The organism is Aquitalea denitrificans, from assembly GCF_009856625.1.
Taxonomy (GTDB): domain Bacteria; phylum Pseudomonadota; class Gammaproteobacteria; order Burkholderiales; family Chromobacteriaceae; genus Aquitalea; species Aquitalea denitrificans.
In genome coordinates, this window is record NZ_CP047241.1 from 830,239 (window position 1) to 855,692 (window position 25,454).

At 57.6% G+C, this 25,454-nt stretch carries 23 protein-coding genes; 16 read left to right on the forward strand and 7 right to left on the reverse strand.

Features of this window, described 5'->3' with window-relative positions; translation table 11 throughout:
• Positions 1 to 705, reverse strand: coding sequence for a 7-cyano-7-deazaguanine synthase QueC (gene queC, locus GSR16_RS03810; protein WP_159875216.1), 705 nt, complete (start codon positions 703 to 705; stop codon positions 1 to 3).
• 308 nt (positions 706 to 1,013) lie between these two features.
• Between queC and GSR16_RS03815 the strand changes: the two genes are divergently transcribed.
• Positions 1,014 to 1,928 carry a diacylglycerol/lipid kinase family protein gene (locus GSR16_RS03815; RefSeq protein WP_159875217.1) on the forward strand — a complete coding sequence of 305 codons (915 nt, stop codon included), beginning with the start codon at positions 1,014 to 1,016 and terminating at the stop codon, positions 1,926 to 1,928.
• Between the two features lie 7 nt (positions 1,929 to 1,935).
• Here the strand turns inward: GSR16_RS03815 and GSR16_RS03820 are convergent, their stop codons facing one another.
• The 4 genes from GSR16_RS03820 to GSR16_RS03835 all read right to left on the reverse strand — a co-directional run bounded on the left by GSR16_RS03820 (position 1,936) and on the right by GSR16_RS03835 (position 5,279).
• Positions 1,936 to 2,619: a type 1 glutamine amidotransferase domain-containing protein gene (locus GSR16_RS03820; protein WP_159875218.1), complete on the reverse strand. Its 684-nt coding sequence runs from the start codon at positions 2,617 to 2,619 to the stop codon at positions 1,936 to 1,938.
• Positions 2,620 to 2,694: 75 nt separating this feature from the next.
• Positions 2,695 to 3,789, reverse strand: a complete 1,095-nt coding sequence (gene nemA, locus GSR16_RS03825) for an N-ethylmaleimide reductase (RefSeq protein WP_159875219.1) — start codon at positions 3,787 to 3,789, stop codon at positions 2,695 to 2,697.
• 31 nt (positions 3,790 to 3,820) lie between these two features.
• Entirely contained in the window at positions 3,821 to 4,561 is a 741-nt protein-coding gene (locus tag GSR16_RS03830) for an NADPH-dependent oxidoreductase (RefSeq protein ID WP_159875220.1), read from the reverse strand.
• Positions 4,562 to 4,664: 103 nt separating this feature from the next.
• A complete protein-coding gene (locus GSR16_RS03835) occupies positions 4,665 to 5,279 on the reverse strand; it encodes a TetR/AcrR family transcriptional regulator (RefSeq protein ID WP_159875221.1) in 615 nt (204 codons plus the stop codon).
• A 521-nt stretch (positions 5,280 to 5,800) separates the two neighbouring features.
• On the opposite strand from GSR16_RS03835, the gene GSR16_RS03840 reads away from it, so the two are divergent.
• The 6 genes from GSR16_RS03840 to GSR16_RS21085 all read left to right on the forward strand — a co-directional run bounded on the left by GSR16_RS03840 (position 5,801) and on the right by GSR16_RS21085 (position 11,903).
• Positions 5,801 to 6,376, forward strand: coding sequence for a GspH/FimT family pseudopilin (locus GSR16_RS03840; RefSeq protein WP_159875222.1), 576 nt, complete (start codon positions 5,801 to 5,803; stop codon positions 6,374 to 6,376).
• Between the two features lie 5 nt (positions 6,377 to 6,381).
• A complete protein-coding gene (gene pilV / locus GSR16_RS03845) occupies positions 6,382 to 6,987 on the forward strand; it encodes a type IV pilus modification protein PilV (RefSeq protein WP_240902651.1) in 606 nt (201 codons plus the stop codon).
• An 8-nt stretch (positions 6,988 to 6,995) separates the two neighbouring features.
• Positions 6,996 to 7,961 carry a PilW family protein gene (locus tag GSR16_RS03850; protein WP_159875224.1) on the forward strand — a complete coding sequence of 322 codons (966 nt, stop codon included), beginning with the start codon at positions 6,996 to 6,998 and terminating at the stop codon, positions 7,959 to 7,961.
• Complete coding sequence (locus GSR16_RS03855) at positions 7,943 to 8,482, forward strand: pilus assembly PilX family protein (protein WP_159875225.1); 540 nt, start codon at positions 7,943 to 7,945, stop codon at positions 8,480 to 8,482. Before GSR16_RS03850 ends, GSR16_RS03855 begins: the two co-directional genes overlap by 19 nt.
• A 701-nt stretch (positions 8,483 to 9,183) precedes the next feature.
• A complete protein-coding gene (locus GSR16_RS03860; RefSeq protein ID WP_159875226.1) occupies positions 9,184 to 11,496 on the forward strand; it encodes a pilus assembly protein in 2,313 nt (770 codons plus the stop codon).
• Positions 11,497 to 11,504: 8 nt separating this feature from the next.
• Complete coding sequence (locus tag GSR16_RS21085; RefSeq protein ID WP_159875227.1) at positions 11,505 to 11,903, forward strand: type IV pilin protein; 399 nt, start codon at positions 11,505 to 11,507, stop codon at positions 11,901 to 11,903.
• A gap of 88 nt (positions 11,904 to 11,991) precedes the next feature.
• Here GSR16_RS21085 and yiaY read toward each other — a convergent pair whose 3' ends face one another.
• Positions 11,992 to 13,143 (reverse strand): L-threonine dehydrogenase, encoded by a 1,152-nt coding sequence (gene yiaY / locus GSR16_RS03870; RefSeq protein ID WP_205677492.1) that lies wholly within the window; start codon positions 13,141 to 13,143, stop codon positions 11,992 to 11,994.
• 510 nt (positions 13,144 to 13,653) lie between these two features.
• Here yiaY and GSR16_RS03875 point away from each other — a divergent pair.
• The 9 genes from GSR16_RS03875 (at position 13,654) to GSR16_RS03915 (ending at position 24,363) form a co-directional block, all read left to right on the forward strand.
• Positions 13,654 to 14,217, forward strand: coding sequence for a GspH/FimT family pseudopilin (locus GSR16_RS03875; protein ID WP_276608563.1), 564 nt, complete (start codon positions 13,654 to 13,656; stop codon positions 14,215 to 14,217).
• 1 nt (position 14,218) lies between these two features.
• Complete coding sequence (gene pilV, locus GSR16_RS03880; RefSeq protein WP_159875230.1) at positions 14,219 to 14,731, forward strand: type IV pilus modification protein PilV; 513 nt, start codon at positions 14,219 to 14,221, stop codon at positions 14,729 to 14,731.
• Entirely contained in the window at positions 14,728 to 15,510 is a 783-nt protein-coding gene (locus tag GSR16_RS03885; RefSeq protein WP_276608565.1) for a prepilin-type N-terminal cleavage/methylation domain-containing protein, read from the forward strand. The genes pilV (GSR16_RS03880) and GSR16_RS03885 overlap by 4 nt, the downstream gene beginning before the upstream one ends.
• A gap of 14 nt (positions 15,511 to 15,524) precedes the next feature.
• Positions 15,525 to 16,067: a pilus assembly PilX family protein gene (locus GSR16_RS03890; protein WP_159875232.1), complete on the forward strand. Its 543-nt coding sequence runs from the start codon at positions 15,525 to 15,527 to the stop codon at positions 16,065 to 16,067.
• A gap of 71 nt (positions 16,068 to 16,138) precedes the next feature.
• Positions 16,139 to 19,483 carry a pilus assembly protein gene (locus tag GSR16_RS03895; RefSeq protein WP_159875233.1) on the forward strand — a complete coding sequence of 1,115 codons (3,345 nt, stop codon included), beginning with the start codon at positions 16,139 to 16,141 and terminating at the stop codon, positions 19,481 to 19,483.
• 2 nt (positions 19,484 to 19,485) lie between these two features.
• Entirely contained in the window at positions 19,486 to 19,938 is a 453-nt protein-coding gene (locus tag GSR16_RS03900; RefSeq protein ID WP_159875234.1) for a type IV pilin protein, read from the forward strand.
• 491 nt (positions 19,939 to 20,429) lie between these two features.
• On the forward strand, positions 20,430 to 21,695 hold the full coding sequence (gabT, locus tag GSR16_RS03905) for a 4-aminobutyrate--2-oxoglutarate transaminase (RefSeq protein WP_159875235.1): 1,266 nt from the start codon (positions 20,430 to 20,432) through the stop codon (positions 21,693 to 21,695).
• 215 nt (positions 21,696 to 21,910) lie between these two features.
• On the forward strand, positions 21,911 to 23,311 hold the full coding sequence (gene gabP, locus GSR16_RS03910; protein WP_159875236.1) for a GABA permease: 1,401 nt from the start codon (positions 21,911 to 21,913) through the stop codon (positions 23,309 to 23,311).
• 386 nt (positions 23,312 to 23,697) lie between these two features.
• On the forward strand, positions 23,698 to 24,363 hold the full coding sequence (locus GSR16_RS03915; RefSeq protein ID WP_159875237.1) for a YiaD family glycine zipper/OmpA-like lipoprotein: 666 nt from the start codon (positions 23,698 to 23,700) through the stop codon (positions 24,361 to 24,363).
• 81 nt (positions 24,364 to 24,444) lie between these two features.
• Here GSR16_RS03915 and GSR16_RS03920 read toward each other — a convergent pair whose 3' ends face one another.
• Positions 24,445 to 25,365, reverse strand: a complete 921-nt coding sequence (locus tag GSR16_RS03920; RefSeq protein WP_159875238.1) for a LysR family transcriptional regulator — start codon at positions 25,363 to 25,365, stop codon at positions 24,445 to 24,447.
• Between the last annotated feature and the right edge of the window lie 89 nt (positions 25,366 to 25,454).

The window sequence follows — 25,454 nt, forward strand, 5'->3', positions numbered from 1 at the left end:
TCAGGCCTCCTTGCTGCAGCGTTCGACCAGCGGGTCGGCCACGCCAGCTTCGGCAAAGCCCTTGGCGCGCAGCTCGCAGGAGGCGCAATGACCGCAAGGCGGCACCGCGCCGTTATAGCAGGTGTGGCTCCAGGCCAGCGCTTCCATTGCGCCCACTTTCTGCGCCAGGGTGACGGTTTCGGCCTTGCTCAGATACATCAGCGGGGTGTGCAGTTCTACCCGGCTGTCCATGCCCAGTCGCACCGCCAGTTGCAGCGCCTGCAGGGTGTTTTCGCGGCAGTCCGGGTAGCCGGAGTAGTCGGTCTGCGCCACGCCGGTGACGATGTGACGCGCGCCACGGGTGTAGCCGAAGGCGGCGGCAAAAGTGAGGAAAATCAGGTTGCGGCCCGGCACAAAAGTATTGGGCAGGGCATCGTCGTCGCGGCTGCCTTCCTCCGGCGTAATGCTGTCATCGGTCAGCGCATTGCCACCGATGGCGGCAAAGGTGTCGATGGGCAGCACGGTCTGGCGCACGCCAGCCATGGCGGCAATCTTGCGCGCGCAGTCCAGCTCCACGCGGTGGCGCTGGCCGTAGTCGAAGGTAACGGCTTCCACATTGGCTGCGCCAAACTGCTGCAGCGCCCAGTACAGGCAGGTGGTGGAGTCCTGACCGCCGGACAGCACAACCAGTGCTTTTTCCGCAGTCTTGGGGGGAGTCGGTTTCATGTCGTGATCCATCGATAAACAGTCGAGGCAGGGTTGCTGCTACAGCTGGCTTGGCCTTGTCCGGCAATGGTGCGGTGGCTGGCGTTTGCGCACGCGGGATCGGTCTCACCCGGCAGGCAGCGGCAGCGGCAAGGCGGCGCAGCAAAACCGTGCAATTTATCAGAAAACAGCCTTGCCAGCCAGTTGCTTGCGTGTTTTGCCTCCGGCAGCCGCGCTTTCCCGGCAGGATGTTGCCGCCGGCCTGATGTGGCTGTCAAAACGCCCGCTGCTGGCTAATAATCCAACGATCAAACCTTGATGATTATGTTATGGATCAGACCCGCCTAGTTTTCATCCTGCATGGCCTGCGCTGTCCGCGCAGCCTGCCGGACCGCCTGTTGCAACGTTTTGCTGCGCATTACCAGGTGGATATCCACATCACCACCTCGGCGGTGAGTGCCGAGGCGATGGCGCTGGCGGCGGTGGAGCAGGGCTGTGATTACCTGATTGCCGTGGGCGGCGATGGCACCATCCACGAGGTGATCAATGGCGTGATGCGGGCGGATGCTGCCGCACGCGAGCGGGTGGCGGTGGGGGCGCTGCCGTTTGGCACCGGTAATGATTTTGTCCGTTCGCTGGGGGTGAACGATTCGCTGGAACAACTGGAACAGTTGATTGCCAGCCAGCGCGTGCGCCGCATCGACCTGGGGCGGCTTAGCCTGCCGGGAGAGGCCGGTGAGCGGGTGATCTGGTTTGGCAATATCGCTTCACTGGGCATCAGCTCGGCCATTGTCGAGCAGGTGCGCCGTCTGCCTGGCTGGCTGCCGGCCAGCGTGGCGTTTTATCTGTCCATCCTGCTCACCTTGCTGCGTTACCGGCCACGCCGCATGCAGCTGACCCTGGAGAGCGGCGAAGTAATCAGTGGTGATTTCCTCAGCCTGTGCGTGGCCAATGGCCGCTATTTTGGTAGCGGGCTGGGCATTGCACCGCTGGCGCGGTTGGATGATGGCTTGCTGGAAGTGGTGATGATCAAGCGCGGTGGCGGACTGGACTTTTTGCGGCATCTGCCCAGCTTGCGCAAGGCACAGCCGGTGCTGGACGAGCGGGTGCGTTACCTGAGTGTGCGCAGCCTGCTGGTGGAGGGGCAGAACTGCCCGCTGGAGGTGGATGGCGAACTGGTAGGGCAGGCGCCGGCCCGCTTTACGCTGGAACCGGCGGTGCTGCGCTGCCTGTCCGCCCTCTGAGATAGAATCAGCCGTTGAGGCGGGCCAGCAGCTTTTCGGCCACCAGTTCGGACGAGGCCGGGTTCTGACCGGTAATCAGCAGGCCATCTTCCACGGCAAACACGCCCCAGTCCGGGCCTTTTTCATAAATGCCACCCTTGGCTTGCAGCGCATCTTCCACCAGCAGCGGCACAATGTCAGTCAGCTGCACTGCATCTTCTTCCGTATTGGAAAAACCGGTGACCTTGCGACCGGCCACCAGTGGCTGGCCTGCGGTATCACGTGCATTCACCAGCACCGCCGAGGCATGGCAGACGGCCGCCACCGGCTTGCTGGCGGTGATAAAGTCTTCAATCAGCTTGATGGAGGCTGCGTTGTCGACCAGATCCCACAGCGGACCATGGCCGCCGGGGTAGAACACGGCGTCAAAATCATCGGCTTTGACGCTGTCCAGGGCCACGGTGTTGGCCAGTACGGCTTGCAGCGCGGGGTCCTGATTGAAGCGTTCGGTGGCCGGGGTGCTGAACGCCGGGTCGGCGCTCTTGGGGTCGATCGGCGGCTGGCCGCCCTTGGGCGAGGCCAGGGTGATGGCCACCCCCTTGTCGGCCAGCGCGTAATAGGGCGCGGCAAATTCTTCGATCCAGAAACCGGTTTTGTGGCCGGTATTGCCCAGCGTGTCATGGCTGGTGAGGACAAACAGGACTTTTTTCATGGTGTGCCTTCTCGTGTGGTGTGGTCCGGGCGGCGCTGGCCAACCCGGACGTTTGTTGTCAGTGCGGGGTGAGGATTACAGCGTCGGGTAGTCGGTATAGCCCTTGGCATCGCCACCGTAGAAGGTGGCGGCATCCGGCGTGTTCAGCGCGGCACCGGCTTGCAGGCGTTCCACCAGATCCGGGTTGGCGATATAGCTGCGGCCAAAGGCCACTGCATCGATATAGCCCGCGCCAATCAGCTTATCCGCTTTTTCCGCGCTATAGCCACCGGCGGCGATGATCACGCCCGGATAGCGTTTGCGGATTTCCTGACGGAAGGCTTCGCTCAGCGCCGGGCCACCGGCCCAGTCCGGCTCGGAAATGTGCAGGAAGGCCAGCTTGCGCTTGGCCAGCTGTTCGATCACATACAGCGCGATGTCTTGCTGCTCGACATTGGACACGCCATTGAACACCCCCAGCGGCGAAATGCGGATGCCCACGTGGGCGGCGTCCCATTCGGCCACCACGGCATCCACCACTTCCAGCAGGAAGCGGGCACGGTTTTCCACGCTGCCGCCGTAGGCGTCGGTGCGTACATTGGCTTCCGGCGACAGGAACTGGTCCAGCAGATAACCGTGGGCACCGTGGATTTCCACCAGATCGAAACCGGCGCGGCGCGCGTTGTCGGTGGCGCGGCGGTAGTCTTCCAGAATGTCTTCCAACTCGGAGATTTCCAGCGCGCGCGGCTCGTCGCAGGGGACGCGGGCCAGGCTGCCATCTGCTTGGCGCACATTGGTATTGCTTTCGGCGCGGATGGCCGACGGTGCTACCGGTGCTTCGCCATCCGGCTGCAAGGAGCGGTGCGAGATACGGCCGGTATGCCACAGCTGCAGCGCAGTCTTGCCGCCAGCGGCGTGTACCGAGGCATTCACCTTGCCCCAGGCGGCCACCTGTTCTTCGCTATAGATGCCCGGTGCGCCGGCATAGCCCTTGGCGGTGCGCGAGATATGGGTGCCTTCGGCAATGATCAGCCCGGCGCTGGCGCGCTGGGTGTAGTACTGCACTGACAGATCGGTGGGCACATCGCCCGGTTCGGTATTGCGCAGCCGGGTAAGTGGGGCCATGGCAATGCGGTTGTTCAGGGTGACGGCACCCACTTGCAGCGGGGTAAACAGTTTATCCAGGCTCATGAATCAGACCTTTCCTGTGCAGATGAAATGATTAACGATCAAAACCAAAGCCCTGCTTGCGGGCAACCGGGGCGACTTCAGGGAAATAGACATTCTGGTAGTACTGGGCGGTATTGGCGCTCCACGGCAGGCCATCCGCGCGGCCGATCTGCTGCCAGTAGCTGACCAGCGCCTGGTCGTACTGACGGATTTGTTCCGGCAGCTGTGCAGTCTGGTAGTGCTCGTGATGGACAAAGCTCTCACGCGGCAGGCGCGGTTTGATGCTGCTGTCCTGATCGGTATAGCCGATGACCACGCCAGCAATGGGGAAGGTGTATTCCGGCAATTGCAGCAGCTCGATCATGGCTTGCGGGTTGCGGCGGATGCCGCCGATCGGCACCACGCCCAGCCCGGCAGCGCGGGCGGCGGTCATCAGGTTGCCCAAGGCAATGCCGGCATCCACGGCACCCACGGCAAAGCCTTCCACGCTGTCCTGAATCACCTGCTCGGCACCGGCGGCTTCCACGCCCAGCCGGGTCTTGTAGAAGTCCACCACTAGGGTGACAAACACCGGCGCCTGGGCAATCCACGGCTGACCACCAGCCAGGGCGGCAATCTGCTGGCGGCGCGCGGCGTCCTGCACCACCACCAGCGACACCTGCTGGCCATTGATGGAAGTGGGGCCTTTCCAGGCGGCGTCCAGCACCGCATCCAGTACCTCGGCGGGGACGGGTTTGTCCTGATAGCTGCGAATACTGCGATGTTGCTGCATCAGTTCCAGTGTGCTGTTCATGAAGCGTTCTCCCGTGTGGGTGAAAATAAATAGACCGGTCGTCTAGTTGGTGTGTCAAAAATACCCGCCGCAGGGGCGGGCAAGATAAATTCGTGTTGCTGCGTCAGCCTGCCTGACAGTCACCGGGCTTGAGCATGGCGTCGGTCAATGCCTGAGCCTGCAGCATGGGCTGCTGGGTGTGCTGCACCTTGAACAGCAGGGCGGAACCCACCCACAGGCTGTACAGGCTGCCTGCGGTGTCTTCGGCGGACAGCCGGGTACACAGGCTGCCTTCCTGCTGGCCACGGCGGATACAGTCGGCCAGGCGCAGGATGACCCGCCCCATGCCCTCGGCCAAGGCTTCACGCATCGGCTCGGACAGGTCGGAAACTTCCGCCGCCAGCTTGATCGCCAGGCAGCTTTGATTGCCCTCATCGCATTGCTGGTGGCGGTCCAGCCAGCCGGAAAAATAGACCAGCAGACAGCTGCGTGCATCACCTTGACTCACATCCAGCGCTTCCAGCAGGCGGGCATCGTAATGTTCGAAGTAACGCTGCAGCATTTCCACGCCAAAACCTTCCTTGGAGCGGAAGTAATGGTAGAAAGAGCCTTTGGGCACACCGGCGCAGCCGAGGATTTCGGCCAGGCCAACAGCAGAAAACCCCTTGCCCAGGATGATGGATTCACCGGTGGCAAGCAGGTGTTCGCGGGTATCGGAAAACTGGCTGGGTCGTGACATGGGGAGATAGTACTAGACCAGTCGTCTAGTTTGCAAGTGGAGAACAGATATTTCAGCACGACGTGCAGCTCGGCAAGGGGCATCCGGGAATGGCATGCCATGCTGCAGTGCAGGAAAGGATGCGGATGGCAATTGCATAGGCTGGGTGAGGCGCTGCGGCTGCATGAGCGGGGAGGAGTGAGCTGGCGAGGGTAAGTTGATGATTTTTTATGTTTATTTGAAAATAAGCATTTAATTTAATGTTGAATGATTGTTTTTTTACTGAAATGTCCTATTCGTCGCTAAGCAATTAATTCTTTTATTAACGATTTATTCGGAAAAATAACTTGATATTGCTCAGTGTTAAGAATGATAAATCTTGTAAATGTACTTTAACTATGTAGAATGGATAAAATTTTTACCAGTGCTTGATATCGACATGCTGCAGTGCAGTGTGCGTTCTGCACCTAAGCTCCCGATCTATGTCCATTTCCATTGCTGGCAAGCCGATAGCATTACGCAGGCAGAACTGTGGCTTTTCCATGGTTGAGCTGCTGGTCACTATCAGTGTGGCTGCGTTGATCATGGCCATTGCCACGCCGGCACTACAAACCCTGGTTGCCAGCAACAAGATTGCTACCGAAGCCAACCGCATCGTGGCGGGTTTCAATTACGCCCGTACTGAAGCGGTGCGGCGCAACCAGCCGGTGTATATCTGCTCGGCCAATCTCAATACCAATAGCATGAGCATCAGCGGCTGCCTTAGCTCGCAAACCAGTAGCAAGTACAACTGGGGATATGGGCAGTTGGTGTACGCCGACAATATCAGCACCGGCACCATGGGTAGCTATGACAGTGGCGAAGCCATCAAGACCTTTACCTACTACGGCGAGATGAATAATGGCGCGGCGCTGAATCTGGTGATGTCTGCCAGCCCGGTGGCCACGGTGAAGCAGATTGCCTTTGGTAGTGATGGCCGCCTGCTGGATGGCAACAGCCGCAAGCTGGTGTTGCAGGACAGTACCAACAATCTGTGCCGGGTCATCCTGATTAGTGGCTCTGGCCGCAGCAAGGCTTGTGATACCAGCACGGACAACAGTTGCGGAGCCTGCTCGTGAAGAAAATGAACGGCTTCACCATGCTGGAAGTGCTGATTTCCATCTTGATCGTCGGTATTGGCATGCTGGCCATTGCCGGCATGCAGGGGCGTACGCTCAAAACGGTGCGCGAAGCTGAGCAGCAGGGCGTGGCCGCCATGCTGGCCGCTGAAGTGGCTGATGCCATGCGCGCCAATTCCTATGCCAGCATCAATGCCAGCGGTAGCGTGACCGAAGACTGGACCAACTATGTGGAAAGCAGTTATAGCGACCACACCACCGTGCCTTCCACCCTGTGCAATGCAGCCAGCGGTAGCGCATGCAGCAGTGCGCAAATGGCCGCCTATGACCTGTACCAGTTCAAGAACAATCTGGCCACGGCTTTCTCCGACAGCAGCCAGAACAATGTGCGGGCCATTGTCTGTCGCGACAGCACGGCTTCGTCCACCATCAATTTTGATGACAGCAAGCTTGGTGGTTGTACCGGCGGCAGCAAGTTGATGATCCGGGTGGCCTGGAAGGCCGCCATGGAAAAAACTGCCAATACCGCCTTGGGAAACAATAGCGCCAATTCGTCGGCAGCTAGTGCCACCACCCGGGTGTATGGCTATGTCTTGCAGTTTGAACCATGAGTAAATCCATGAAACGGATGCGCGGCTTTACCCTGATCGAGCTGATGGTGTCGCTGACCCTGGGCATGATCGTGCTGGGGGCAGTTGTAGCGGTTTATGTCAACAGCAAGCGCACTTTCAATGTGGTCAACCAGCGCATAGCCATGCAGCAGGATGCACGCATTGCCCTGATGCAGATTTCGCGTGACCTGCGCATGGCTGGCAGCTATGGCTGCGCCACGCTGGATGCCAACAACACGGCGGCTTCACCGGCGGTGACGGTGGATACCAGTGCGGTGAGTTCGCCTGCGGTGTATCAAACCTTTATCACCAGTGGTGGCAGTTATCTGCCCTTTGCGGCTTATGCGTCGTCTACGGCGTCCAGCTGGCTGAACGGGCAGACTGCTTCTGCGTCCATCGATGTCCTGGCTGTTCAGTATGGCCGTGGTACGGCGCAGGCAACAGCCATTGCCTCTGGTGGGTTGGCTACTTTTTCTGCCAATAGCAATAACCAGCGTACTTATACGGTGGGGCAGCAGTACTGGGTGGCCAGCACCTGTCAGAAGATCTTGTTGGAAAAGACCACCACCGGTCTGGCTTCGGCGGGGGTGTCGGTGAATGTCGGCAGCATGACCTCCGGTGCCGACATCATGGACCTGGTATCCCGCGCCTATTTCGTCAACAGCAGCGGTGCGCTGGTGATGACCGAACTGGGTCAGGCCGGCACCCTGCAAGGGCCGAACGAGCTGATCAGCAATGTCACCGGCCTGCAATATGAATACGGCGAGGTGACAGACAGCGTCAACTGCCTGGTGACCTACCGAAGCCGCGCTTCGGTTGGTAACTGGCGCAATGTGTCATCGGTGCGCATTACGCTGACGGTACAAAGCCAGAACCAGGTTCCGCTGGCCAGTGGCAACAGCTATGGCTACCTGACCCAGACCTACCAGACCACTGCAGCCATCAGGGGCAAGCAATGCTACAAGTCCAGTTGAGTTTCCGGTCATCAGGTGCCCAGCGTGGTGCCAGCCTGATTGTTTCCCTGATTCTGCTGGCCGTGATTGCCTTGCTGGTGGTGTACGGGGCCCAGCCCTTGCTGACCGAACAGAAAATCGCCAGCAACCAGAACGACCGCACGCTGGCATTCCAGCTGGCTGAGCTGGGATTGAAGTCGGGTGAAAGCTACGTGGCTAGCAACAAGCCTGTTGCCAGTGCTTTTGCAACGGATTGCAGCGGTGGGCTCTGCCTGCCCAGCCAGTCGGCAGGCGGGACCAATGCCTGGGAGCGCAGCAATGTGTTTACCGGTACCTATCTCAATTCGTTGCCGTGCTCTACCTGCACCATTACTGCCGACACCATGCAAAAACCGCGCTACACCATTGAATTGCTGGACAGTAATTATTCCGATGCGGTAACCGGTACTACCGGTGCGTCACTGTACCGTATTACTTCCCGTGCCTGGGGCCGCAATGCCAATACCCAGGTGACCTTGCAAAGTTATTACGTCGTTTCCTGAGGCAGCTGCCCATGTCCCGTTCTGTTACTGTTTGCACGGCAGCTGTGCTGGCACTATTTTCTGCCACGGTTTTTGCTGCGAATCCGTATCCGGCGGTGCCGCTCTATCTGAATCAGAAAACCGTACGGCCCAATATTGCCCTGATGGTGGATGACTCGGGGAGTATGAAAGATGCTCCCAATGGTTATTCAGTAAGTACATCCAATCCAGCTAAAATTACCATTGCGCGCAAGGTGTTGACCGACTTGCTGAACAATAATTGGGATATGGCTTACTGGGCCTTGTTCCATTTTAATTATGGTCCGAATTCCAGGTCGTATGGGGGGTATGTTCCTTTAAGATCCAGCTTGAAGCTGGATGGTTGGAGTGATCCCACATTATCTACTTCCAGCACTCAACTTACCAATTTTACTAATGATATTAATGGCAGTGGATTGACCGATTATTTGGGTACGCCGAGTGCTGGTGCGTTTTATAATATTATGCGCTCGTTTTCCGGGCGGCCAGGCTGGAATGGCTATCCAAGCTATCAGGCACCACAAGACTATACCAATGCTTCGCCCATCAAATATGTCTGCCAGAAAAATTTTGTCATTTTCATTTCAGACGGCTATCCCAATGATGAAGTGGTCAATGCTACCGAGAAGAATAAATCCGGAGCTTCTGTTTCTCTGAATAGTTATACCCCGGTCGGAGTGACCATGCCCAGTGTGGCCTCCGGTGTTGACACGACGCTGGTGCGCTATGCCGGGTTTTACTATCAGAATGGAGTGGTTCCCAACGGGGTGAATACCGATACCGAGGGCAATGCCTATAGCGCAGCGACGGCGCAGCCAATGGTGACTTACACCATTGGTTTTGGTCTGCCTGCGACGGACGATGGCCAGAAGGTGTTGGCGGCTACTGCAACGGCAGGGGGTGGGCAAAGCTTCAACTCCAGTGATGAAACTTCGCTAACCAACTCGCTAAAATCCGTTTTGAACAGCATTACCTCTACCACGGCCACCAACGTACCGGTTGTTGCCAGCAAGCCGACCAATCCAAGCGAAGCAATCCAGGCTACCTTCTATTCTGGCGACTGGTCCGGCCAGTTGCATGCCTACAGTGTAAGCAGTAGTACTGGCCTGGCTAGCCTGAGCTCCACCATCCCTATCGTATTCAATGCGTCGGCGAGTACACGTCTGGCCAATATCTTTACCAGCACCGGCCCTTCTGCCAATGGTGCGTTGTACAGCAGCGTAAACAGTGGCAGCAGCAGCTTGCTCAGTTATCTGTCAGGAGGCTCGCCAAGTGGCTGGCGTAGCCGCAGCAGTGACAAATCCAGCCCGTCGACGCTGGGTGACATTATCGATTCCACCCCCACGCCTTTTGGTTGCACGGCAACTGCCGGTTTTGCCGTGGGGGCCAATGACGGCATGCTGCATGTATTCGGTCGTACCACCAGCAATTACACCGAAGACTTTTCCTATATTCCGCGCGCGGTGACGGTAGCCAATCTCACCGCATTGGGCTCCACCACCTATGGTGGCGCGCAGCCCCACCTGTATTTTGTCAACGGCAGTCTGACTTTCAATAATGTCAGCGGCGGCGATAACCAGTTTTCCACGGCGACTACTTCGGTATTGACCGGTGGCATGGCACAGGGCGGGCAGGGCCTGTTTGCGCTGGATATCAGCAATACTGTGGCTAACCCGTCTTTGCTGACTGGTGGCAGTGTATTCGGTATCAGTAATGTGCTGTGGGACCATGTGCCGGCTGATTCCGGTTTTGCCAATCTGGGCTATACCTTTGCCAAGCCAGTGATCGCACAGGTCTATGTAAACGGGGTGAAGAAATGGGCGATGATTACCGGCAACGGTTATGACTCCACCAATAAGGTAAGCAGCCTGATGGTGATTGACCTGAAAACCGGTGCCATGTTGTATGAGTTGAATACCGGCACTGCCAGCAATGGTCTATCCTCGCCTGCTGTACTGGATATCAATGGCGATAAGGTGGCGGATTATGTGTATGCCGGCGACCAGGCAGGCAATATCTGGCGCTTCAAATTACAAACCAGTACGTCCACCACCACATCGGTCAGCAAGTTTTTTACCACCCAGGCCAACCAGCCGGTGGTGGCTGCACCGGCGATTTATGCCGTCAATGGCGGCGGCTACATGATTTATGTCGGTACCGGCCGCATGCTGTACGAGAACACGACCTATAACGACCGTACCACGGTATATCCGCAGTCCTTGTATGGCATTTACGACGACCAGACCAAGACCAATCTGACTTACAGCAGTTCTACCTTCATTACTGATGGTGAGGTGGCCAATCTGAACGGAACTGCGTCGATTGATGGCTCGGCGACATCTACCGCCTCGGGCAAGCTTGGCAGCAGTGTGGTATTCCGTGAAACCACCACCATTACCGATGCGGCTACCACGGGTGGCTTGTCCGTTGGCCCCAGCGGCAACCGCGCCGGTTGGGTGTTCAATATGGACAGCAGCAATGGTGAACGCATGATCTACCAGCCGGTGGTAGCGCTGGGCAAGCTGTATTTCACCACTCAGGTGCTCAAAGGCAGTGACAAGGTATGCAGCAATGTAAATCAGCAAAGCGGCTGGGTGATGGCGCTGGATCTGATGACCGGCGGGGCACCTTCCTCTCCAGCCTTTGATTTGAATGGTGATGGCAAGATCAATACCGGCACCACTTCGCCGGATGGCGATACGGTAAAGTTTACCGATGGTAAAACCACCATTCCATCCGGCATCAATTACAACATCGGTATTCCATCTGCCTTGTCGATTGCCTTTACCGTCACCACCGTGAATCTGGGCGATTACACCACCACCGACTCGGGCCAGATGGGGACCTATCCCTATCCTTCCACCACCAATACCAATGAGGTGTTGACCTTCTACGTGGGCGGCACCGGCGGCAGCAACGGTAATGTGGCCGCTGGCAAGCTGATTCCCCGTGCCAGTTCGATAGGCCGGCGCATCAGCTGGCGCGAAATTTTCTGAGGCAAAGCATGAAGACACAAGCTGGTTTTACCCTGATTGAACTGATTATCGTGGTGGCGATTGTCGGCATCCTTGCTGCCATTGCCTATCCGTCCTACACCCAGCATGTGATCAAGGGCAATCAGGCGGCAGCCAAGGCCAATCTGGTGGAAGATGCCCACTACATGGCACGGCTGTATGCGGAGAAGGGCAGTTATGCCTCGGCTACCCTGCCGCTGGCCACCGCGCCCAGCACCGGTACCACGCTGTACAATATTGCTGCCAGTGGTGCCACGGCCGATAGTTTCTCCCTGGTGGCCACCCCGGTTGCCGGCATGAGCCAGGCCGGAACCGACACCATTTCGGTGGATCAGGACGGTAATATCGTGTATTGCAGTCAAACCAATACCGGCAGCTGCCATCAGTAAGCTGCAATAGTAAACCCGCCAGTCTTCGCAGCCTGGCGGGTTTGCATTCACCTTCCGTTCTTGCGGGGCGGGTTATTCCTGCCGGGGCTTACATTGCCCCCTCGAAAATGCTTTCGATTTCTGCCTGGCTGGCTTTGCGCGGATTGGTCAGGCCGCAGGCATCTTGCAGGGCATTGCGTGCCAGCAGGGGAATATCTTCCCGCTTTACGCCCAGTTCGCTCAGTGAGGCCGGGATGCCGATGTCGGCAGCCAGCTTGCGGATCGCCACCAGGCAGGCCTTGGCACCGGCTTCTGCAGTCAGCCCCTGGGTATTGACACCCATGGCCGCAGCAACATCACTCAGGCGGGCCGCCGAGGTTTGCACATTGAAGGCTTCCACATGCGGCAGCAGCAGGGCATTGCATACCCCGTGCGGCAGGTCGTATACCCCGCCCAACTGGTGTGCCATCGCATGCACATAACCCAGCGAAGCATTATTGAATGCCATGCCGGCCAGGAATTCGGCATAGGCCATCTGTTCGCGCGCTTCCAGATTCTTGCCGTTTTCCACTGCCACCCGCAGGTACTGGGAAATCAGCGCCACTGCTTTTAGCGCGCAGGCATCGGTAATGGGGGTGGCTGCGGTGGAAACATAGGCTTCGATGGCATGGGTGAGGGCATCCATGCCGGTTGCCGCAGTCAGGCCCTTGGGTTTGGCAATCATCAGGTCCGGGTCGTTGACCGACAGGATGGGCGTGACATTGCGATCGACGATGGCCATTTTTACATGGCGTGCCTCGTCGGTGATGATGCAAAAGCGTGTCATTTCACTGGCAGTACCCGCCGTGGTATTGATGGCCACCAGCGGCAGCTGCGGCTTTTTCGAGCGGTCCACCCCTTCGTAGTCGGCAATCTGTCCGCCGTTGGCCGCTACCAGTGCAATGCCTTTGGCACAGTCATGGGGAGAACCACCGCCCAGCGAGATGACGAAGTCGCATTTCTTGTCCTGCAGCACGGCCAGCCCGGCTTCGACGTTGGCAATGGTCGGGTTGGGCTTGGCTCCGGCAAAAATGGTGGCCTGGATATCGCGCTCGGCCAGCAGCTTCTGGATACGAGCCGCCACCCCGATTTCATCCAATACCTTGTCGGTAACAATCAGTGCATGGCGAAAACCATAGGTCTGAATGGATTGGATGGCGTCCTTCAGGCAACCGGCACCCATGACGTTGACAGCAGGGATAAAAAAAGTCGTGGTTGTCACTGTGTTATCTCCTTGTTTGACAGGCCGGCCTCTTGGCTGGGCCAGCCCGGACTGCAGGCAAGAACAACATGGATTACATGACCTAAGCGTCATGCATGCAGCCTATAGCGCCGGGGCAATCACTCCTATACGACTTTAGTTGCATGTATGGCCTTGAGTGCTACCTGGTGCGGGTGGTATTTGTTTTGATCATACTTTTTTGATGGCTCAGTCATTATTATGATTTTATGGATTTATTTTTTTTGATTGCCAGAATTGATTTTTTTATTTGATGCTTGATGAAAAAAATTGCTATTGGGCTGAATACTATTATTAGCATTATTTTACGTTAATTTAATCCTGTGCTTGTTGCTGTGTCATGGATGCACGTGTTTGTTTCGGTTAGTATCAATGCGATTGGTAGCGTAGGTTTTCATGTAATGGTGAGATAGTAAAAATCTCGCATCCTGCCGATTTTTCAGTATTGTTTTTACTGTTTTGCATTGCTGCTTTCTGAAAGATATATTCGCTTTGATAAAGTCCGCTGGATATACCTTGTTTGAGTTGGTGATCGTAATCGTGATTGCCAGCATTGTGACGGTAATGGCCGTATCCACTTATCGCACCACACTGGACAGTAGCAATGTCAGTGCCGAAATCAATGCCCTCAGTCTGGATCTGGCTTATGCCAGAAACGAGGCCATCAAGCAGGGGCAGAATATCCTGTTGTGTGCGTCCAGCAATGGCAGTACCTGCAATAACTCCACCAGCATGGCCAGTGGCTGGATCGTCATGTTGCCGGGCAGCAGCAATACGTGCACGGTAAGCAATGGCCTGGCAGCCAGCGCGGTGTTGCGTGTTGCCTCTGCGGTAAGCAGTGGCGATTCCATTACTTTTGCCTATTCCGGCAGCAATACGTCTAACGGAATCTGCTTTTCACGACTGGGTACTGGTACTACCGGAAAATTCACGGTGGCAGCAGGCACAGCCACCAGCAGTGCCAACCAGTTCAACAAGCAGTGTCTTTATGTGAGCAACGCTGGTCTGCTGCATGTGGTGAAGTCTGGTGCCAGTGACACTTTCGGGAGTTGCTAGCATGTGCATCCGCTCTTTGCAGCAATCTGCCGGTTTTACCTTGCTGGAAATCCTGGTTGCTCTGCTGGTGATTTCGATGGGGCTGTTGGGCATGGCCGGGGTGCAGGCGCTCAGTATTAACAACACCAATTCGGCACGTATGCGTGGTATTGCCGCGATCAAGGCGGAGAGTCTGGCAGCAGCCATGCATGCCAATGTGGCGTATTGGCAGAATGTAAGCGGGACAGTGACACAGAGCTCTGTCTCCACTGCGGGCAGCTGTGGCAGCAGTACCTGTACCGCATCCCAGGTGGCCGGTTATGACGTGTCGCAATGGAGCAGTGAGTTGTCTGCCAGTGCGCTGGCCTTACCGTCTGCTTCCGGCACTTTTTCCTGCAGCTCCAGTACCACCGCGCCGGTGTCCTGCACCATTACTGTTTCCTGGCAGGAAAAGTCCATGACCAGTTCGCTGACGTCCACGACGGCCAGCAGCGCCTTTGCTACGGCCAGTTACCAGATGGTGGTGCAGCCATGAGCCGCTTGCTCTCGTCAAAGCGGTATCGATCACATGGTTTTACGCTGATAGAAATGATGGTCGCCATGACTATTGGCCTGGTGTTTCTGCTGGCCTTGTCGGCACTGTTTCTGTCGTTCAGGAAAACCAGCCAGGGGCAGGGCGGTATTGCGCAGATGCAGGATGACCAGCGGATGGCGATGACCATCTTGAGCCAGGTCATCCAGTCGGCCGGCTATTTTCCCAACCCGGCCTCCGCCACGCTTGCCACGGCACTGAGCGCAGATAGCAGTACGGTCAGTGGCGTGTCCTTCAGTGCCGGACAGGTTGTTTACGGTGTGGACAGCGGTGTATCCAGCACGCCGGACACCCTGTATGTGCGCTACCAGAGTGCGCAGAACGACGGCGTGGTTAATTGTCAGGGTGGCAGCAATGCTTCTTCCACTACAGCGACCTATATCAATCAGCTGTCGGCATCGGCCACAACCCAGCAACTGACCTGTGGCCTGAATGGTGCCACGGCAGTCGGTGTTGTCGGCGGGCTTAATCCGTCTTCGGCTTCTATCTGTACCAGTGTCGGCTATGTCGGCATCAGTAACGTGAAATTCCTCTACGGCTTTGATGCGTCCCAGAGTGGATCGGTCACCCGCTATGCCTCGGCAGGCGTGGTCACCAGCAGCAGTGCTTGGCCTTATGTTTATTCAGTCAAGCCGGTCATCACCCAGCTTTATTGCTTCCAGCAAGGAGTGGCTCCGCAGTCGGTGACCTTCTCGCAAACCATCTCGCTGCCAAACCAGTAATGAGGAACAAGCTGATGAGGCCGCTACCAACAGGAATTGCCAGCTGGCGCAGCAAGGGCTTTGCACTGATTACCGCCCTGCTGTTCCTGATGATCATCGCGATCTGGTGTGTGGTGATGATGCGGAATATGGGTCTGCAAGGAAAGATGGCCGGGGGCTTTCGCGAGAAGGGGCGTTCCTTCGAGGCTGCTCAGTCAGCGCTCATCTATGCCGAATGGTGGCTGGCACAAGGCAATGGCAGCTCGGGGAGCAGTTGTTCCTCGGTCGTGACCAGTCCGGTGGTCTGCTCCAATGCGCTGAGCAGTCCGGCCTCGCTGCCCTGGACGGTGGGAGTCAGCTATACCCCGCCCGGCATGAGCATTGCCTCCAGTGGGCTGTCGATGTTTGCCTCCAGTCCCATGTTTTACATTCAGTACGTTGGTGTCAGCAGCACAACCGGTTACAGCATTTACCGCATCAGCGCCGTGGGCTATGGCGGCAATTCCCAGGCGGTAACCGTGCTGCAGAGCACATATGCAATGAGTACCAGCGGCAATGTACAGAATGTCGGTCAATAAACCAGCCTGCCGCCTGCTGGCCGGGCGTGAATCAGCGGATGAGTGTGATGAAGACAGCAAATCCTAAGCATATGGTATGTGGGCTCCCGCAACTGCTGGGCTGGAGCGGACTGCTATGCAGCGGGGTGGTTGCTGCCTCCACCCTGACGGTGGTGGACAACTTTACCGGCACCACCAATTCGGTCAACTGGTATGCCTATGGTTCATTGACTGCCAGCCAGACCACGACCAATACCAGCAGCCCCGGTGCCTGCCTGACAGCAGGTTCCACCACGGCGGGCAGTTCCGGTGCGGCAAGCTCCACCAGTGCCGGCATCATTCCGGCTTGCGGCTCTGGTTCTGGCGGGACGACCGGTACCATTCCGGATGCCTCCGGCAAAGGGGCCTTGCGGCTGACCAATAACAAGAATTATCAGACTGGCGGCATCATCTATGCCGGCGACAGCAATGGCTATGCCTTTCCGGCCAATACCGGCATCAATGCCACCTGGACCAGCTACAGCTATGGCGGCAGCGGGGCTGATGGCTTGAGTTTTTTCCTGCTGTCCTCCGCGCAAAAAATCACCGCACCTTCCTCGCTGGGGGCAAATGGTGGCTCGTTGGGCTATTCCTGCTCCAACCAAAGCGGCAATGCCACCAACAAAACCATGACCGGCTATGGCTCAACCGGGATTCACAATGGCTATCTGGCCATTGGCATGGATGAATTCGGCAATTTTTCCAATAAAAGCGATAACACGGCATCGGGTAGTAGCACTGGGCAGACCGCTGGTGCGATTGCCATCCGGGGTAAGGGAGATATCAGTAACGATAGCTACTCGAGTTACAACTCATCTTCCATTATCAGCATGTGTAACAGTGGTGCGATAAGTACCACGACGACTACCGGAAGTGGGCATAACGCCAAAACAACCACCACAACCACGTCTATTGATGATTACCCGTTTTACAGCCTGAGTGGCACCACCAACGGAGCGTACAAGGTGTCCAGCAGCACACCGCTGTATGAATCGGCCACCACGCGCGCCAGTGCCAAGCCACATAGCTACCAGCTGCAAATCACCACCGGCAATCTGCTTACCCTGCGTTACAGCTATAACGGTGGTACCTGGACCACCATTGCCAATGGCATCGATATCACCTCCATCGGCGGTACGCTGCCGTCCTACCTGACTTTTGGTTTTGCTGCCTCTACCGGCGGCTCCACCAACTACCACGAAATTACCTGCTTCCAGGCAGCTCCGCTGACGACGTCCAGTAGTGGTGCCGGCCTGAATCAGCAGTCATCCGAAGTACAAACCGGCAGCCAGGCTTATCTGGCCTATTACAACGCCAGCAACTGGTATGGCGGGGTCACTTCCAATGCCATTACGGCGGACTCCTCCGGCACAGTATCGGTAGCCAGTACCGCAAGCTGGGATAGTGGCTGTGGCTTGACTGGTGGATCGTGCTCTACCACCGGTACCACCATTGCCAGCGCACAGGGCTCCAGCAGTCGCAGCATCCTGAGCTGGAATGACAGCTCGCTGGCCGGAGTGGCGTTTCAACTGGGCAATCTGAGCAGCACGCAGCAGACCGCACTGGGCTCATCGACTGCGCTGGTTTCCTATTTGCACGGGGACCGCACCAGTGAAGGCAGCACGTATCGCAGCCGAACCAGCGTGATGGGTGATGTGATCAACTCCAGTCCCACCTGGGTGGGGCCACCGCTGAAGAGCTATACCGCCAGCTGGTCGGACAAGATCATCAGCAGTGCTTCACTGCCGGAGAACGGTTCCAGCGCGGTAACTTACCCCACCTTTGCCGCCAACAACCTGACCCGTACCAATCTGGTGTTTGTCGGTGCCAACGACGGCATGCTGCATGGCTTTCGCAGCGGGGCCTACAACAGCTCCGGCGTGTATGACAGCAGCAGCACCAATGACGGCAAGGAGTTGCTGGCCTACGTACCTGGAACGGTGGTGACCTCCTATCTCACCAGCTACAGCAATATCATTTATTCGCATGCCTACTTTGTGGACGCCACCCCGACCAGTGGCGACGTGTTCTACAACAACAGCTGGCATACCTGGCTGGTAGGGGGCATGGGTACGGGGGGCAAGGGCATTTATGCGCTGGATGTCACCACGCCGGCCAATTTCTCCGAATCCAACGCCGCCAGCCTGGTGAAAGGGGAGTGGAACAGTTCCACCCTGACATGTACTTACAGTTCCGGTTCATGTGCATCCGACTTGGGGTACACCGTGGGCACGCCGGTGATCACCCGCTTCCACAATGGCAAATGGGGTGCAGTATTCGGTAACGGCTACAACAGTGCTACCGGGGTAGCGTCCATTTTCGTGATGATGATAGACCCCAGCACCGGGACCGAGACTTTCTACGAGTATTCCACTGGCTATGGCCCCAGCAAGGACCCCACCGGTAATAAATCCAATAACGGCATCTACTATGTCACGCCGGTGGATCTGGATAGCGACAATATTGCCGACTATGTCTACGCCGGTGATCTGTTCGGCAATATGTGGCGTTTTGACCTGACCAGTAGCGACCCCAGCAAGTGGGTGGTGTCCAGTTATTCCGGCACCAAGCAGCCCTTGTTCTCCACCGGGCTCAACAGTAGTGGTACGCTGCAGCCGATTACCACCAAGCCGGTGGTGGCCACGCTGAAGGCCAGCTCCACCCTGCCACGGGTGATGGTGTATTTCGGTACCGGCAGCAAGGTATCGGCCACGGTCAGCAGCTCCAGTACCTATGCTTCTGGTGACCAGTATTTCTATGGCGTATGGGACTGGAATGTCAGTGCCTGGAATGCACTGTCCTCCACCCAGTTTGCCACCACCTCCAACAGCCCGGGCACCTTGAGTGCCTCGCAGCTGGTAACGCAAACCCTCAGCTCCACCACCACCTCCAGCAGCACTACGGTGGCAACCTATGGCTCCACATCCAGCAATACCGTGTGCTGGGTGGATAGCTCGTCTTGCAGCAGCAATACCCAATATGGCTGGAAGTTTTATTTCCCCTACAGCAGCAGCCAGAACGAGCAGCTGATCTACAACCCGCAATACCTGAATGGTGCCATTACCTTCAGCAGCACCATTCCGGCAACCAGCAACATCACCTCCTGCACAAACAGTGTGGATACCGGCTGGAGCTACGCGCTGAGCCCGGCGAGCGGCGGCAATTTCACTACCTCCTATTTTGCCAACAGCAGTGGTTCTTTCAGCGGCGTGAACGGCCTGGTGGTGAATGCGGTACAGCTCAGTGCCACCGGCTCTTTCCAGGTGGTGACCTATAGCGGCGCAACCTATCTGGTGTATCAAACCTCATCCGGTTATGCCACCGGCAACGTGATTGCCGTTAACACCCAGGGGGTGTCCACCAGTGGCAGCAGGCTGACATGGATTGAATTGAGATGAAGATGAAACGCAGCAACACGTGGGTAAACGGCTTTACCCTGATTGAGCTGGTGATCACCATGGCCATTCTGGGGATTCTGGTGTCCATCGCCATTCCGGCCTACACCAGTTATGTGCAGAAGGGGAATCGACCGGCAGCCAAGACGGCGCTGCTGGAGCTGGCCTCGCGCGAGGAGTCCTACTACGCGCTGAACAATGCCTATGCCTCCCAACCCACGACACTTGGCTATACAAGCAATAGCATTTCGGTACCCGGCAGTAGTCAGAACTACTACACGGTGACCGTGGCATCGGTCAGCAGCGGCACCGTACCCGGCTATACGTTGCAGGCTACGCCAGTGACCGGCAGCGTGCAGGCCAGCGATGCCTGCGCCATCTACCAGCTCGACCATCTTGGCAACAAGAGCAATGTCACCTCTGCCGGCGCGGCGGTAAGCACGGGCAACTGCTGGTAGTCCAGTACGCCTGTATTGGTCGGCCTGTTGTCTGTTGCTGATTGCCTGCGGCGATCATTCCCCTGCCCGAGTCCGGACGGCGGCTGTCTGCCGCTGTCCGCCATGCCTGCCTTCGCTGTTGCATGGGCTTGTTGATGTCATTTTTCTTCACGCAAAGACAGTTTGCCGTGGTGCTTAATTCTTTGTGGCATCTGGCAGATTTTTGATGTGTTTTTGCTGAATTTCCCCTGTTTTTCTTCTGTGTTCAACTTTCCTGATAAAGCGTTTTTTTTCAATGGCTTGCCCTGTCGTCGGGCATGGCTGTCTGCCGTTTAATCGTGTTTAAAATAATATTCATTGTGGCGTTTTGTTAAACGCGTGATTAGAATTGGTGTGCCGAGATGCAATGGAAAATCCAGTTGATACAAGGATTTGACAGCTTTGGATACTGTAGCCAGGTATCGACTGTTTAAAAAATTGCCACTCGTTTTGTTAATGACAGGAGAAACAGCATGAGCAACAAGGACCTGATGCAGCGCAAGGCGGATGCAACCCCGCGTGGCGTGGGCGTCATGTGTACTTTCTTTGCCGACAAGGCCAAAAACGCCGAAGTATGGGATGTGGAAGGTAATCGCTACATCGACTTCGCCGGCGGCATTGGCGTACTGAACACCGGCCATCTGCATGCCAAGGTGCAGGCCGCCGTGGCCGAGCAACTCAATCGCTTCAGCCATACCTCGTATTCCATCATTCCCTACGAATCCTATGTCAGCGTGGCAGAAAAACTGAACCAGCTGACACCGGGCAATTTCGCCAAGAAAACCGCCTTCTTCAGCACCGGCGCGGAAGCCGTGGAGAACGCCATCAAGGTGGCCCGCGCTGCGACTGGCCGTCCGGGTGTGATCGCCTTTGGTGGTGCCTTCCACGGCCGCACCATGCTGGGCATGGCGCTGACCGGCAAGGTGGCCCCGTACAAGATCGGTTTTGGCCCGTTTGTGGGCGAGATTTACCACGCCGCTTATCCGAATGCCCTGCACGGTGTGTCGGTTGAGGATTCGCTGGCCAGCATCGAAAAACTGTTCAAGTTCGATATCGAAGCCAAGCGCGTAGCCGCCATCATCTTCGAGCCGGTTCAGGGCGAGGGTGGTTTCAATATCGCACCGACAGAGTGGGTGGTGGCACTGCGCCAGCTGTGTGATGCCCACGGCATCGTGCTGATTGCCGACGAAGTGCAGGCCGGCTTTGCCCGTACCGGCAAGCTGTTTGCCATGGAGCACTACCCGGTTGCCCCTGACCTCACCACCATGGCCAAGTCGCTGGCCGGTGGCTTCCCGCTGTCCGCGCTGGTGGGCAAGGCCGAGCTGATGGATGTATCGGCTCCCGGCGCGCTGGGCGGCACCTACGCCGGCAGCCCGCTGGGCCTGGCTGCAGCGGGTGCGGTGATTGATGTCATCCGCGAAGAAAACCTGCTGGAGCGTTCCAACAAGCTGGGCGATTTGCTGAAGGAAAAGCTGCACAGCCTGAAACGCGACATTCCGCAGATTGCCGACGTACGCGGCCTGGGTGCCATGGTGGCGGTGGAGTTCAACCAGCCGGGCACACAGCAGCCGGATGCCGAATTCACCAAGAAGGTACAGAGCAAGGCGCTGGAATCCGGCCTGATCCTGCTTACCTGCGGGGTGTACGGCAACGTGCTGCGTTTCCTGTTCCCCCTCACCATCGAAGACGAAATCTTCGCCGAAGCGCTGGCCAAGCTGGAAGCCGCGCTGAAGGCCTGATGCCGTCAGGCAGGACCGGCTGAGCCGTCCCGGTAAGCCTGTCCGCCCCGGCTAGCTGTAAGCACGGGCGTGTGCCGCCACTGCCTGCGGGCAGTGGCACGGTGTCGCCCGTGTCCAAGAAGTAATGTGGGTCATTTCCAAAAAACATAAAACAATAAAACATCATGACTGGCGGACCTTGCCCACGCAGGCTGCCGGTTTTGGGAGAATCTTTCATGAGTGCTTCATCACAAAGCTTGAGCCACGGGCTCAAGCAACGTCACGTCACCATGCTGTCCATTGCCGGTGTGATTGGCGCTGGCCTGTTTGTTGGCTCCGGCCACGCCATTGCCGAAGCCGGCCCCGCCGTGTTGCTGGCCTATGGCATGGCGGGCCTGCTGGTGGTTCTGGTCATGCGCATGCTGGGTGAAATGGCGGTTGCCGCACCGGATACCGGCTCGTTTTCCACCTATGCCGACCGTGCCATCGGGCACTGGGCCGGTTACATCATCGGCTGGCTGTACTGGTGGTTCTGGGTGCTGGTGATTCCGCTGGAGGCCAATGCCGCCGCCACCATCCTGCATGCCTGGTTTGCCAGTGTGCCGATGTGGGCGTTTGCGCTGGGCATCACCGTTCTGCTCACCATCACCAACCTGTTCAGCGTGAAGAACTACGGCGAGTTCGAGTTCTGGTTTGCGCTGGTCAAGGTGATTGCCATCGTAGCCTTCCTGGGCGTGGCCGGTGCCGCCATGTTCGGCCTGATTCCGGGCAGCCAGGTGAGTGGCACGGCTCGCCTGTTCGACCAGGGCGGCTTCATGCCCAAGGGCTTTGGCGCGGTGCTGGGTGCCATGCTTACCACCATGTTTACCTTCCTGGGGACTGAAATCGTCACCATTGCCGCTGCTGAATCGGATAATCCGCAGCAGCAAATCACCAAGGCTACCAACTCGGTGGTATGGCGGATCAGCCTGTTCTACCTGGGTTCCATCTTTGTGGTAACCGCACTGGTAGCCTGGAACGACCCGCAACTGGCCGCCCTGGGTTCCTACCAGCGCACCCTGCAGCTGATTGGTATCCCCAATGCCAAGGCCATTGTTGACGTGGTGGTGCTGGTGTCGGTGGCCAGCTGCCTGAACTCGGCACTGTATACCGCCTCGCGCATGCTGTACTCGCTGTCCAGCCGTGGCGATGCCATCAAGGTGTTTGGCGATATCGCCCCCAACGGCACCCCGCAAAAGGCGGTGCTGGGTTCCATGGTGGTGGGTTTCATGACCGTGATTGCCAACTACCTGATGCCCAAGGAAGTGTTCGACATCCTGCTGGCTACCTCCGGCACCATCGCGCTGCTGGTGTATCTGGTGATTGCCATTTCCCAGCTGCGCATGCGTCAGCGTATGGAAGCCAATGGCGAAACCCCGGCCTTCCGCATGTGGATGTTCCCGACCCTGACCTGGATCGTGATTGTCTTTATCTGTGCCGTGGTGGTGCTGATGGCCATCCGTCCGGAACACCAGGTTGAAGTCATCAGTACCGGCCTGTTGTCGCTGGCCCTGCTGGTGGTGGGCTGGGTGCGCTCGCGCATGTATGGCACACCGTGGATGGGTTCGCGTGAAGCCAAGGTGGCCACACAGTCCTGATCAGACGCGTTTTACCGATCAAATCCCTTCCTTTGCCCTGTTCGACCCAGAGCATTACTTCCACCCCCGCAAGGGGGTTTTTTTTATCCTGGGCCGTCCGGCTTCCCGGATATTGGCCTGGCCGGGCTGTACCTTTGCTTACACAAGGCACACGTTTGCTTACACGTCAGGTTTGTCAGCAGTTCTATAATATGAATTAAATCAAACCGACGTGTCGCAGCCAATCGCCGACCGTCAGTGAACTTGTCAGCGCCCGGGCTGCCTGAGGCAGATGCATGGAATATGCCAGATGGCACCCTGCCATGCAGCTGTTGCCTACTGGATACTGGCGGCCCGGACCCAACCCTGACGGTGTGAGATGCACACACCGCAACGAGGAGATCACGATGAAAAACCTGATGACTACCCTGGTGGCTGTTGCCATCGCCTCTGCCAGCCTGAGCGGTTGCGCCAACATGAGCGAAACCCAGCAAACCACCGGTACCGGTGCCGCTGTGGGCGCGGGTGTAGGTGCCCTGCTGGGCGCACTGACTTCCGGTGGTCATACTGGCCGTAGCGCGGTAACCGGTGCTGCCGTAGGTGCCGCGCTGGGCGCGGGTGGCGGTTATCTGTGGTCGCAGCATATGCAAAAGCAGAAAGAGGCCATGGAAAAAGCTTCGCAGGGTACTGGTGTCAGCGTAAGCCAGACCGCCGACAATCAGCTCAAGCTGAATATCCCCAGCGATGTATCGTTTGACTCCGGCCGCTATGACATCAAGCCGAATCTGCGCCCGGTGCTGGACCGCTTTGCCACCACCCTGCAGCAGAACCCGGTGACCACCGTGCGCATTGTCGGCCACACCGACAACACCGGCAGCGACGCCATCAACAATCCGCTGTCGGTCAACCGCGCCAGCGCCACCCGCGACTATCTGGTCAGCCATGGCGTAGCCGCCAACCGCATCAGCATCGACGGCATGGGTTCGCGTCAACCCGTTGCTGACAACAGCAGCGTGGCTGGCCGTGCCGCCAATCGTCGCGTGGAAATCTTTGTCGGCGAAGCCGGCAAGTAAGACCGCAGAACCCTTCCGGCATGGCCCGGAGTGCATGAAAAAGCCCGCAATCGCGGGCTTTTTGCATGCGGTGAAGAGTATTCAGCCGTTGCGGCTTTGCTCCAGCGCTTGCAGAAAGTATTCCAGCACCAGATTGGGCCGTCGCCCCTTGCGCATGGCCACATTCAGCGGAATGTCGTAACAGAATTGCTGTGGATGCAAGGGCCGCAGCACGCCCTGCGCCACCCAGCCGGCGGCAAAGTGGTCTGGCAGAAAACCGATATAGCTGCCGGTGAGAATCAAAAAGGCAATGCCTTCCCGATCCGATGCAGTGGCGGTGCAGTTGAGTGCGTGGTGTTGCGCCATGGCCTCCACCGTCAGCCGGTAGTTGGGGGCAATGGCTTCGGCGCTGCGTAGCTCGGCTTCGCTGATGTCGGCATCGGCACGGCCAAAGAAGGGGTGTTCGCGGCTGCAATACAGCAGCGAATGCTCTTCGTACAGTGGCAGGTAGTCCAGCCCGGACAGCGGGTTGATCAGCGGCACCACGCCCACGTGCAGGTGGCCGTCCTGCACGCCCAGTTCGATTTCGCTGGGGGTGGTCATGGAGATATTGATGCGCACCCCCGGCCCGCGCGCACTCAAGGACTTGAGCGCATGGGTCAGGTGCATGTGCGACTGGGTGACCAGGTTGTTGATGATGCCGATGTTCAGCTCGCCGCGCAGCTGGTGGTGCAGCTGGTTCACCTCGGTGCGGAATTCCTCGATGGCCGACAGCATGGTCTGGCTGGCGTGCAGCACCGCCCGGCCTTCGTCGGTGAGGGCAAAGCCGGCCCGACCGCGCTGGCACAGGCAGATGCCCAGCCGTTTTTCCAGATCGCCCATGTGCAGGCTGATGGCGGAGCGGCTGATGCCCAGCACGCTTTCCGCAGCGGAAAAGCTGCCGCACTCCACCACGGTCTTGAACAGGCGCAGCAGGCGGATATCAAAATCGCTGACCTGGGAGAGGGATTTTTTTTTGCTCATCAGTTGAGTATTTATGAAACTGAAGGTAAGAAATTCGTGATTTACCTCAACATATCACCTGGTTCAAGCTATGCCAAGCAACAAGCTGC

What these genes read in the sequence shown, in the direction of transcription:
- queC (WP_159875216.1), bottom strand. Translation starts at nt 705, where the DNA reads ATGAAACCGACTCCCCCCAAGACTGCGGAAAAAGCACTGGTTGTGCTG.
- GSR16_RS03815 (WP_159875217.1), top strand. Translation starts at nt 1,014, where the DNA reads ATGGATCAGACCCGCCTAGTTTTCATCCTGCATGGCCTGCGCTGTCCG.
- GSR16_RS03820 (WP_159875218.1), bottom strand. Translation starts at nt 2,619, where the DNA reads ATGAAAAAAGTCCTGTTTGTCCTCACCAGCCATGACACGCTGGGCAAT.
- nemA (WP_159875219.1), bottom strand. Translation starts at nt 3,789, where the DNA reads ATGAGCCTGGATAAACTGTTTACCCCGCTGCAAGTGGGTGCCGTCACC.
- GSR16_RS03830 (WP_159875220.1), bottom strand. Translation starts at nt 4,561, where the DNA reads ATGAACAGCACACTGGAACTGATGCAGCAACATCGCAGTATTCGCAGC.
- GSR16_RS03835 (WP_159875221.1), bottom strand. Translation starts at nt 5,279, where the DNA reads ATGTCACGACCCAGCCAGTTTTCCGATACCCGCGAACACCTGCTTGCC.
- GSR16_RS03840 (WP_159875222.1), top strand. Translation starts at nt 5,801, where the DNA reads ATGGTTGAGCTGCTGGTCACTATCAGTGTGGCTGCGTTGATCATGGCC.
- pilV (WP_240902651.1), top strand. Translation starts at nt 6,382, where the DNA reads ATGAACGGCTTCACCATGCTGGAAGTGCTGATTTCCATCTTGATCGTC.
- GSR16_RS03850 (WP_159875224.1), top strand. Translation starts at nt 6,996, where the DNA reads ATGAAACGGATGCGCGGCTTTACCCTGATCGAGCTGATGGTGTCGCTG.
- GSR16_RS03855 (WP_159875225.1), top strand. Translation starts at nt 7,943, where the DNA reads ATGCTACAAGTCCAGTTGAGTTTCCGGTCATCAGGTGCCCAGCGTGGT.
- GSR16_RS03860 (WP_159875226.1), top strand. Translation starts at nt 9,184, where the DNA reads ATGCCCAGTGTGGCCTCCGGTGTTGACACGACGCTGGTGCGCTATGCC.
- GSR16_RS21085 (WP_159875227.1), top strand. Translation starts at nt 11,505, where the DNA reads ATGAAGACACAAGCTGGTTTTACCCTGATTGAACTGATTATCGTGGTG.
- pilV (WP_159875230.1), top strand. Translation starts at nt 14,219, where the DNA reads ATGTGCATCCGCTCTTTGCAGCAATCTGCCGGTTTTACCTTGCTGGAA.
- GSR16_RS03885 (WP_276608565.1), top strand. Translation starts at nt 14,728, where the DNA reads ATGAGCCGCTTGCTCTCGTCAAAGCGGTATCGATCACATGGTTTTACG.
- GSR16_RS03890 (WP_159875232.1), top strand. Translation starts at nt 15,525, where the DNA reads ATGAGGCCGCTACCAACAGGAATTGCCAGCTGGCGCAGCAAGGGCTTT.
- GSR16_RS03895 (WP_159875233.1), top strand. Translation starts at nt 16,139, where the DNA reads ATGGTATGTGGGCTCCCGCAACTGCTGGGCTGGAGCGGACTGCTATGC.
- GSR16_RS03900 (WP_159875234.1), top strand. Translation starts at nt 19,486, where the DNA reads ATGAAACGCAGCAACACGTGGGTAAACGGCTTTACCCTGATTGAGCTG.
- gabT (WP_159875235.1), top strand. Translation starts at nt 20,430, where the DNA reads ATGAGCAACAAGGACCTGATGCAGCGCAAGGCGGATGCAACCCCGCGT.
- gabP (WP_159875236.1), top strand. Translation starts at nt 21,911, where the DNA reads ATGAGTGCTTCATCACAAAGCTTGAGCCACGGGCTCAAGCAACGTCAC.
- GSR16_RS03915 (WP_159875237.1), top strand. Translation starts at nt 23,698, where the DNA reads ATGAAAAACCTGATGACTACCCTGGTGGCTGTTGCCATCGCCTCTGCC.
- GSR16_RS03920 (WP_159875238.1), bottom strand. Translation starts at nt 25,365, where the DNA reads ATGAGCAAAAAAAAATCCCTCTCCCAGGTCAGCGATTTTGATATCCGC.